At 71.7% G+C, this 10,250-nt stretch carries 5 protein-coding genes and 1 pseudogene; 5 read left to right on the forward strand and 1 reads right to left on the reverse strand.

Annotated features, from left to right (window positions below):
* Positions 1-646 (forward strand): IS3 family transposase (locus ACWC9T_RS38985; RefSeq protein ID WP_449825780.1); only part of this gene is annotated, 646 nt, incomplete at its 5' end.
* Here ACWC9T_RS38985 and ACWC9T_RS38990 read toward each other — a convergent pair.
* Positions 543-1,241, reverse strand: a pseudogene (locus ACWC9T_RS38990) (IS30 family transposase); the annotation flags it as partial. The gene ACWC9T_RS38985 and the pseudogene ACWC9T_RS38990 overlap by 104 nt on opposite strands.
* 1,374 nt (positions 1,242-2,615) lie before the next feature.
* Here ACWC9T_RS38990 and ACWC9T_RS38995 point away from each other — a divergent pair.
* The 4 genes from ACWC9T_RS38995 (at position 2,616) to ACWC9T_RS39010 (ending at position 9,906) form a co-directional block, all read left to right on the forward strand.
* On the forward strand, positions 2,616-4,292 hold the full coding sequence (locus ACWC9T_RS38995) for a hypothetical protein (RefSeq protein WP_449825781.1): 1,677 nt from the start codon (positions 2,616-2,618) through the stop codon (positions 4,290-4,292).
* A gap of 143 nt (positions 4,293-4,435) precedes the next feature.
* The gene (locus ACWC9T_RS39000) at positions 4,436-5,962 is read left to right on the forward strand and encodes a phospholipase A2 (RefSeq protein WP_449825782.1); all 1,527 of its coding nucleotides are present in this window, start codon (positions 4,436-4,438) and stop codon (positions 5,960-5,962) included.
* A gap of 562 nt (positions 5,963-6,524) precedes the next feature.
* On the forward strand, positions 6,525-7,031 hold the full coding sequence (locus ACWC9T_RS39005; protein ID WP_449825783.1) for a hypothetical protein: 507 nt from the start codon (positions 6,525-6,527) through the stop codon (positions 7,029-7,031).
* A gap of 655 nt (positions 7,032-7,686) precedes the next feature.
* Positions 7,687-9,906: a protein kinase domain-containing protein gene (locus ACWC9T_RS39010; RefSeq protein WP_449825784.1), complete on the forward strand. Its 2,220-nt coding sequence runs from the start codon at positions 7,687-7,689 to the stop codon at positions 9,904-9,906.
* The last annotated feature ends 344 nt before the right edge of the window (positions 9,907-10,250 follow it).

The raw sequence follows: 10,250 nt of genomic DNA on the forward strand, positions 1-10,250 counted from the left end.
CACACCGCCCTCCACCTTCTACCGGCGCCGCGCCCGCCGGCAGCACCCCACCCGTCACGAGAGGGAGGACGCGGTCCTGACCGAGAAGATCAAGGAGGTCCACGAGCAGTCACACGGCGTCTACGGCTCGCCGCGCGTACACGCCCACCTCGCCCGCGAGGGCGTGCGGGTGGGACGCAAGCGGGTCGAGCGGCTGATGCGCGAGGCCGGCCTGGCCGGGATCAGCCCCCGCACGCGGCGGTGGAAGACCACCGTGGCCGATGCCGCGGCCGAGTTCGCCCCGGACCTGGTCAAGCGCGACTTCAGCGCGAAGGTCCCGGACCGGCTGTGGGTCACCGACCTCACCGTGATCGACACCGCCGAGGGGCCGCTGTGGCTCTCCGCGATCCGGGACGCCTTCTCCCGCCGCGTGGTGGCCTGGGAGACCTCGGCCCGCGCGGACGCCGACCTGGTCCTGGCCTCGCTGGAGTACGCGCTGGCCAGCCGCGGGGTCCAACCCGGCCAGCTGGTACACCATGCGGACCACGGGTCCCAAACCGGGTTCAAGGGGTCGTTGCAACACCGCTGGTTTGGAGCGAGAGTAGCTGATCGTCGAGAGCCTCCGCAGGAGTTCTCCAGCCGAGTGTTCTCCGCGGCCGGGTGTTGAGCGCGCCTGCGACGGCTTCGAGGTCGCGGGCGGTCCAGCGGGCCAGGTCCGTGCCCTTCGGGAAGTACTGCCGCAGCAGCCCGTTCGTGTTCTCGTTCGTGCCCCGCTGCCAGGGGCTGTGCGGGTCGGCAAAGTAGACGGCGATGCCTGTGTCGGCCTTCAGCTGGGCGTGCTGGGCAAGCTCCTTACCTCGATCCCAGGTCAGCGATCTGCGCAACTGCTCTGGGATGTTGGCCATTTGGGCTGTGAGGGCCTTGCGCATCGCCTCGGCTCCGTAGCCGGCCAGCGCGGGGCCGTTCTTCACCCTTGGCTCGACGCCGTAGCCTTCCATCCGCGGAAGGTGGACCAGGATCGTGAACCTGGTCGTGCGCTCCACGAGAGTGCCGATGGCGGACCGGTTCGTCCCGATGATCAGATCGCCTTCCCAGTGGCCCGCGACGGCCCGGTCCTCGGCCTCAGCGGGACGCTCGCTGATCATCACGTCGGGCGTGACGTGACCGGTCGCCTTCCGGCGGGCGCGCGAGCGCGGAACCCGAAGGGCACGCCCGGTCCGCAGGCACGTGACCAGCTCACGCTCGAGCGCGCCGCGGCCCTTGTGGTCCGGGGTGATCCGGTACAGGTGGGCGCCGGTCGCGGCGACGGTGGGGCCGCCTGGCGTGGCCGCCGGTGCGGCGTCGGGTGCGGCGGTCGCACCCGCGGACGGGGGCGCGGTCCGACCGGGCGTCGGCGCCGGGGTCGCCGGGCCCGGAGTGGGGGTTGCCGGGCCCGGGGTCGGCGGCAGGCCGGCGGCCTCTCCGGGAGGTGTCGTCCCCGCGGTAGTCGGGGGCTCGGGCGAGGGCGGCAGGTTCAGGCCGGACGCCAGGGAGAGGCCGCCGGGCGAGGCGGTCACGAAGGGGGCGGCCGTGTCCTCACCGTGCCGGGGCTCCTGGTACTGGTTCGCGACCACCACCGCCGCGAGCAGCGCCAGCAGAGCCGCCCACTGCGCCGGGGTCCGCCACCGCCTCCAGCCGCCGGGGGAGCGCGGCGGGGCGCCGTCCGGTCCGTCGGCGCGTTGGGGGACCGACGAAGCCGGGGCGGGCGGCGTGGGGGCCGATGGCGCGGGGGCGGGGGTGGAGGCCGGGACGGCGGGAGGAAGGGATTCGAGGGCCTCAGGCCCGGTGTCGGGTTCAGGGGTGGACTCAGCCGCGGATCCCGCGGCAGGCCCGAGGCCAGGCTCAGCCGCAGGCCCGACGTCGGGCTCCGCACGACCGGTGGCCCCCGCCCCGGGAACCGTCCGAGCGGCGTCCCCGGACCCACCGCCCTGAGGGGCCGACACCTCGTCAGCCGATTGTTCGCGGGACGGCCCGGACACGTCCTCGCTGGTCAGGGAATTGTCCGCAGGCCGTTCGTCCCCGGGGGACGAACGCGCGGACGACCGCGGGGACGACCGCGGGGACACCGGCGCGGACACCGCGGCCGACAACTCGGCCTGGGCCCGCAGCGCGGCGGAGTGGAGCCGGCGGGCGTCCTGGAGCCTGGCCTCCCGCGTGGCGGTGTCACGGGGGAAGCGGTCCTCGATCAGCTTCTTGAGCCGCTCCAACGGGATGATCTTGATGCCGGAGCGGTACTCGCTCCACATACTCCTCGCCAACTCGTACTGCGCCTCAAGCTCGCTCACCGTGCGCCCGGCAGTCAGCTCCCGCACGAGCCGCGCAAGTGCGTTGGCCTGCTCGGTACGCCCTTTCAGCGGCCCCTGTGCCCGCCCCGCTCTGCCCATGTCTCCCCCTCTGATGATCGCCGTCTCGTTCGCGACGTTCGCGGACGTTCGCCGAGGTTCGCGATGTTCGCACGACCTTCACCCCGCTGACCTGCGGCGAAGACCCCGCACATCCCGTTCGCCCCTGACGGTCAATCACATCAGGTTCCAGTGTGGTGATCCACCGCTTCCGCCAACCCGGCAGCGGACCGTCCACCACCCGAAGGGACCGCCATGCACCCTGCCCTGCCGCGTCGCCCGCAACGCCTGGCCGCGCTCGCCGGCCTCGCTCTCGTCGTCGGCGCCGCCGTTCTGCCCGCCCATGCCACCAGCAAGCCGGCCCCCCAGGTGCCCACCAGCACCGGGACACTCGGCAACGGCGCGGCCCCGGGCGGAGCGGTCACCCGCGAGCAGATCCTCGCCCGCGCCCAAGCCTGGGTGGACCAGAAGGTCCCCTACAGCCAAACGCTCGCCTGGCCCGACGACAGGACCGGCGGCCCCTACCGCCAGGACTGTTCCGGCTTCGTCTCGATGGCCTGGCAGCTCACGGAAAGCCTGACCACCGGCGGCCTGCCGGACGTCGCCGACCGGATCACCTGGGAGCAGTTGCAGCCCGGGGACGCGCTGGACACCCCCTTCGACGAGAACGGGCACGCGATCCTGTTCGCCGGCTGGATCGACCAGGGCAAGGGCGAGTTCCGCTACATCGCCGAGCACAGGCCCCACACGACCGCCAGCGCCTCAACCGCCAACCGGTACGCCGCGAACATCGCCGGCCACACAACGTCCGAGTACGTCCGGCTGCGGTATCGCAAGCTCACCGAAACCCCACCCGCACCGGCACCCGCTGCACAGCCCCCCGCACCCGAACCCGGACCCGCACCGGCCCCGGCACCGGCACCGGCACCGGCACCCGCCCAAGAGCCTGCCGCCCCGTCGGCACCCGCCGCCGCACCGAGCGCCCCGCCGCCGGCCACACCCTCCGCACCGTCGACGCCGGCACCGGCCGCCGGTCAGACCCCGGCCTCGCCCCCGCCCGCGGCCGCGCCCGCGGACTCGGGCACCGTCGCCGCCACCGGCAGCCGCCTGTACCGGATCACCCCCGGCCACACGGCCGTCGAGGAGTACACCGGCAAGAACGGCGCGTGGACCAAGATCCGCGGCGCCACCAGCCGGATCTACACCAGCCGCAGCACCCTCTACGCCACCGACGCCACAACCGGCGACATCTGGCAGTACAACCCCGCCCGCAACAACACCGGCGGCGAACTCCACACCGCCGACATCGACGGACCGTGGACCCGCATCGGCGGCCCCGGCGCCCAGTTCGCCGCCACCGCCGACCGCCTCTACGGCGTCAGCCCCGACCACTCCGCCATCTACGAGTACACCGGCACCCCCCGCGTGTGGAACCGGGTCCGCCTCGCGGGCACCGACCGGATCCTCACCAGCGCCGGCACCCTCTACGCCGTCGACACCGCCCCTGCCGCCGTCGGCGGCGGCATCCACCAGTACGACGCCGCGAGCGGCCGCTGGACGGACATCGGCGGCCCCGGCGCGAGCTTCGCCGCCACCGCCGACCACCTGTTCGGCGTCAGCCCCGACCACTCCGCCATCTACGAGTACACCGGCACACCGAACGTGTGGGACCGCGTCCGCGACGCCACCGACCGGATCTACACCAGCCGCAGCACCCTCTACGCCACCGACACCGTCACCGCCGGCACCCACGGCGACATCTGGCAGTACGACCGCGAACACCGCACCTGGACCCGCATCGGCGGCCCCGGCGCGAACTTCCTCGCCACCGACAAACACCTCTACGGCGTCAGCCCCGACCACACCGCCATCTACGAATACACCGGCCGGGGCGACACGTGGACGAAGGTCGGCGGCCCCGTCGCCACCTGACCCGGCGCGGCCGTTGGAACCCGAGCCCCGAGGCATCCCGCTCCGGCTACCCGACAGCACGCGTCGGCACGACGCGAAGCGCCCATCCACCTGCCCGGTCCCACACCACGTTGAACACCCCACCCAGTCCCAGGAGGAACTCCGTGAAGCTCCGACTCCCCGCCCGTCCCCGACCCGGCCGCCCGGCCGCCGAGCACTCCCCGGAACCGTCGCCCGTGCCGTGGACGCCCGCCAGGATCGTCCGGCTGCTGTGCCTGGTGATCGCCGGCGTCCTCGCCCTCGGCGTGTCCGCCAACGCCGTCACCGGCAAGCGCGCCCGACACGTCCCCGGCCCCTCGACCCCGACGCTCGTGCTCGGTGACCTCGTCGCCACCAAGAACAGCGCCTACGCCCTGACGAAGGACCACTCCGCCGTCTACCGGTGGGCCGACAGCCAGGACCGCTGGATCAAGGTCGGCGACAAGGCCGACCACATCTACGCGAGCGAGGACACCGTCTACGCCACCGACCCCGTTACCGGGGACATCCACCGCTACGACTCCGCAACCGAGTCGTGGCCCCGCATCGGCGGGCCCGGCGCCGACTTCGCCGCCACCAACAAGCACCTCTACGGCATCAGCCCCGACCACACCGCCGTCTACGAGTACACCGGCCAAGGCGACACGTGGACGCAGGTCGGCGGTCCGGCCGACCGGCTCTACACCTACACCGGCGAGACGCCGGCCATGAAACTGAGCCGGGTGCTCACCAAGAGCGGCCCCTTCGACAGCCCCCTGTACATCACCCAGCACGGCACCGGCGACATCTACCGCTACGACGGCCACGCCACGGCATGGACCCGCCTGGGCGGCCCCGGCGCCGATTTCGCCGTCACCGAGAACAACCTCTACCGCCTCGCGTCCGACCACTCCGGCGTGGCGGAGTACACCGGCTCCGGCGACAAGTGGACCCCCGTCCGCGCCGAGCGCACGGAGCACCTCTACGCCGCCAACACCCTGTACGCGACCGACGGCACGGGCGACATCCTCAAGTACAACGGACACCCGAACCAGTGGAACCCCGTCGGCAAGCCCGGAGCCGCGTTCGTCACCTCCGGCGACCACCTCTACGGCCTCACCCCCGACGGCTCCGCCCTCTACGAGTACACCGGCAAGGACGCCGCCTGGACCAACCACGGAGCAGCTCCGGCCCAGCCCGCCAGCCTGGAGGAACGCAAAGCCCACCTCAGGGAGCTGACCCAGCCCGGCCCGGCCGCCACCGACGCCTGGAACCAGGAACGCGCGGCCCACCTCGCGGGCAAGCCCGACCGCTACCAGTTCAACTGGTCCACGGACTACTGCAACTTCCCCGCCGTCAACAAGACCCCCGTCTTCGACTTCACCACGGCGTGCGCCCGCCACGACTTTGGCTACCGCAACTACAAGGAACTGCTCAACCTGGACGACCTCGCCACCAAGCACGAAGGCCAGGAAGCCAAGCACCGCGTCGACGTCATCTTCAGGGACGACATGGACAACTCGTGCACCACGAGCATCGATCTCCTGTCCTGCCGGGACAGCGCCGGGGTCTACTACACCGCCGTCGAACACTTCGGCTCCACCAGCCAGATCCAGCGCTTCGTACCCCCCCTACCGTCCTTCACCTGGCACAACCCCCTCGGCTGGATGTAACGCACCCAGCCCCGTAGAGCACCAGAGCCGACAGGTCGACCAGGTAGCCCTACGACCCCTACGCGCCAGCCAGCTGGACATCCAGTGCGCCGGCCGGCGTCAGCCGACCCACACTCCAGCCAGCCCCACGCCACCGCAACCAACAGCAACCCCACACCACCACCAGGGCTCGCCTCCCGCACACCGGGAGGCGAGCCCATCTCCGTACCCCGGGGTTGCGAACTGCCGCCGACCGCGCGCCACACCTCCCGCATCCCGCCACCGGGCCTGCCCCACCGACGCCTCCGACCCGCACCAGCACACGGCCTGCCGATTCCGGCGGCGCAGCAGCGTCAACCGCGCCGCCACGCTCGCCGTGGCCGTCCCGCCAGCCGCGGCCCACGCCAGAACGAAGGTTTGGCGAACAGAGCCGGCGAACGCGGGGGCGAGACAGTCCGGGACGAACGAGACGCTTCCCGGCCTGCTCCTGCGCTCGCAGCGCAAGAACCCAGCACGAACGCCCTATTCCACAGACCCACCGACCGAACCTACGATGCGTCAAAATCCGAGGAGGGCAACCCCGATGAACGGACAGGAAATCGCACGACTGGTAGGACGCCGCACCGCACTGCGCTACCTCGCCCTCGGCACGATGGCGAGCCTGATCGCCGCGTGCACCGGGAACAAGACCGAGGCAGGCGGCCCGAAGAAGCAGGCGCTCAAGGCCTTCGCCGCGGGCGAGTGGGACTACCAGTCGAGCGCCGGACACGATGGGGTGCTCACCATCACCCCGGACGGCCAGTGGTCCACCACCCAGTGGAACGGACTCGCCGGCCAATGGAAACTCGACGGCACCCGCCTTCAGGTTCAGTCGCACGACGACGACGATCCCTTCGTCGTGCCGGACATGACGCAGAGCGTCGAGGACGGCTTCACCGGCCAATACAAGCTGAACGGCGGCTGGTCCAGCGACATCGGACGCACGGCCCAAGCCACCTACAAGAACGCACAGCTGACCCTCCACTTCCCCTCGTACTACGACGGCGGAAAGGGCGACGGCCTCACCGTCACCTGCACCCGACGAAACTGACCACACAGACCCCCAGGCGTGTGCCGCCCACCGGGGTGGACGGCACACGCCTGACGCTGCCCGGCCCCCCGCTTCGAGGACACCCGCGAGAGCGAGGACCAGGAGCAGCGGGCGCAGCAGCACGCGGTGAACAAGTTGCTTGCCGAGGCGGGCGAGGCAGGCCGCGCGGCGGGCAGGCACGTCAGCTTACGGACCCCGGCCGGTTCGGCCCCTTGGACTGGGACTTCCGAATGGCCTACGCAGTGGCCCGGCGCAGCGGCGAGCAGGCCCCGGGGATGGGTGGGAGCACAGATCAGCGCCGGGACTCCGCTGTCGATCAGCCGGGCCTTGATGCGCTGGCCAGCACTGAGGCGGGCCGGCGCGTCTTGCTCGGAGTCCTCCAGGCTCTCGGCGTCCTGGACGAACTCTTCCCGCACCGCGGGGGCGAGCTGGGGCGCGAAGCTGTGGAGCAGGGCGGTCACGACGTGACGGCGGAGTTCAGCGGGCTGGTCGAGCACGGGTGTCTCCGATCGTGTCGGGGTTCCCGCCGGTGGCCGCGGTCGCGGTGCGGTCGTTTTGGAGTCTGGCGAACTTCCGCAGGTCGCCTCATGCTGGGCAGAAGCTGACGCTGCTTCTACGCTGAGGCCCATCGAATCGACGCATCCAGGGGGCACGGGTGACAGGTCACGTCCTTGCAGGGCGCTACCGGCTGACCGAACAGCTCGGGGCCGGCGGCATGGGGGTGGTGTGGCGGGCCGAGGACCTCGTGCTGCACCGCACCGTGGCCGTCAAGACAATCGCCGCCGGGCCCGGGGTCGCGGCGGAGGCGGCGGCCCGGCTCCAGCGCGAGGCCCGGGCCGCCGCCGGACTCTCAGACAGCCCCAACGTCGTGACGGTGCACGACTTCGGCCAGGACAGCGACACCCTCTTCATCGTGATGGAACTCGCCCCGGGCCGGACCCTCGACCGAGTCCTGGCCTCCGACGGACCGCCGTCCGCCGCTCGCGCCGTGGACTGGGCCCGGCAGGTCTGCGCCGCCCTCGCCTTCGCCCACGAACGCGGCATCGTCCACCGGGACATCAAGCCGGCGAACGTGATCCTCGCCCCGGACGGGACGGTCAAGGTCCTGGACTTCGGCATTGCCTGGTTCCACCCGGCCTTCGGCCTGGAGCAGTTGAGCCGGACCGACAACGTGCTGGGCAGCGCCCCCTGGATGTCCCCCGAGCAGGCCCACAGCAGGGATGTCGGCCCCGCCTCCGACCTGTACTCCCTGGGCTGCCTGCTGCACCACCTGCTCACCGGCGCCCCGCCGTTTGGCGGCCGCGAGCTCCTTTCCCAGCTCGTCGCCCACGCCTCCGAGACCCCCGAACCGCCGTCCCGGAGCCGACCGGGCCTCCCGCCGGAGCTCGACGCCCTGGCCGCGGAACTGCTCGCCAAGGACCCGGAACAACGCCCGGCCTCGGCGGCTGAGACGGCCGCCCGACTCGGTGCGGTGGCCGAACTCCTCGGCACGCAGCCCACCGTGGCCTCGGCACCACGACCCTCACTGCCGCCCCGGCCACCCCTCCCACCGGCTGGCGCCGAACCGGCCGAACCAGCCGACGACCGGAAGGCGAGCCGACGCTCGGTACTGCTCGGCGTGGGCGTCGTCGTCGCGACGGGCGGCGCCACCGCCGTGCTCGTTCCCCGGATCCTGGACGGCGGCAAGGGCTCGGGCAGCGGCGGTGGGGCGACGACGGGCGCCTCCCCCGGGGGAAGCGCCCAAACGGTCCGACCCCGCTGGACGGTACCCGGCAACGACGTGCCGTCCGGCCAGGCGGGCCCCCTGCTCATGACGAGCGCTGGCCCACGGGACGCGCGGTCCGGCAAGGTCCTGTGGCCGTATCCGGGCCAGGCCACTCCGCTCAAGGAAGCCCTGCGCTTGTCCTCGGACTCGGTCCTGGTCCTCGACGGCGACACGGTGCAGTGCCTCGACATCGCCACGGGCAAGGCGCGTTGGTCGCGGGAGCTGAGTATCAGCCACAACGAGGTGAGCGATGGCACCCACCACATCGCCGTCGCGGACAACGCCCTGTACGTCGGCTTCGGCAAGCACGTCTGGCGTCTCGACCCCACCAACGGCACGGTGGTGTGGACGTACGTGATCCGCACGGACCAGGGCGAGTTGATGGGCCTCGACCTGGCCGGCGGCGCCGTCCTACTCGACGACTACGGGAAGAGCTGGCTCGCCGTCTCCCCAGATACCGGGCAGGACCTGTGGAGCTACCAACCAGCGGACAGAAGCGAGGACACCGACCTCGCTGGCTCCACCAACGACCGAATCTACTTCCAGGGCACCAAGGAGCTGCATGTCGTGGCAGCCGCAGACGGCAAGATCCTCGGACCGCTCCAGGCCGGTGGTCAGGTCGTCCCCGAGTTCGGCCTGGTCGCCGGTCACCCCCTCACGGTCGAGGACACCTACACCTCAACCGCCTGGAACCTAGCCGACGGCCGCCGGCTGTGGGGCATCCCCGACACGCTGGTGATTCGCCAGTGGGACACCGCCCTGCAACTCAGGTACACCCGCAACCCCGGCAACCGGGTCGTCGACATCCGCAACGGCACCACCCTCTGGGACGCGCCAGACCTGCGGGACGTCATGCCCGAGAACTGGAAGGCCACCGCCCGCCCCGGCCCTCCCTGGTGCTTCTCGCCGATCGGCTCGGACTCCGACCTCGTCCTGGTCGACCCGGCGAGCGGCCGGCGCAGCCGCCCGGTCCGGTTCCCGCAGCGCATGGTGCGCTACGCCCAGGTCCTCGGCGATGCTGTGTACGTTATGTGCGACGACGGGCAGAAGGTCGGTGACTCCCTGGTGAACCCGGTGGTCTACGCGATCGACCGCCCGGACGGCCAGTAAACGGCGCCACCGGGTGGCAGCGGGTGCGGCAGCGGGGCGGGGCGCGCCGATCGACCCACCGCTGACTCCTGCTGGTCACCGTCGACGACGCCACCAGCTTCGCCACCGCCACCCACCTGGCCTTCTACGCCGGCCTCGTCCCGTGACCAGGTCCTCAGGATCCTCTCTTCACGACGTTCCTCGCCGAGGGCGTGAGGTCCACGGTTCGTCCGACAGATGTTGACCTCGACTGCGTGATCTTGGTGGCTAAGAAGCCGTGATCAAAGCGCTCTTGGGGCTTGAGGGCCGGACGGAGATTCGATTCTCGGTCCCGTTCGGGTGATCGCGTGCCGGCCGGCGCATGA

This window comes from Kitasatospora sp. NPDC001159 (assembly GCF_053598235.1).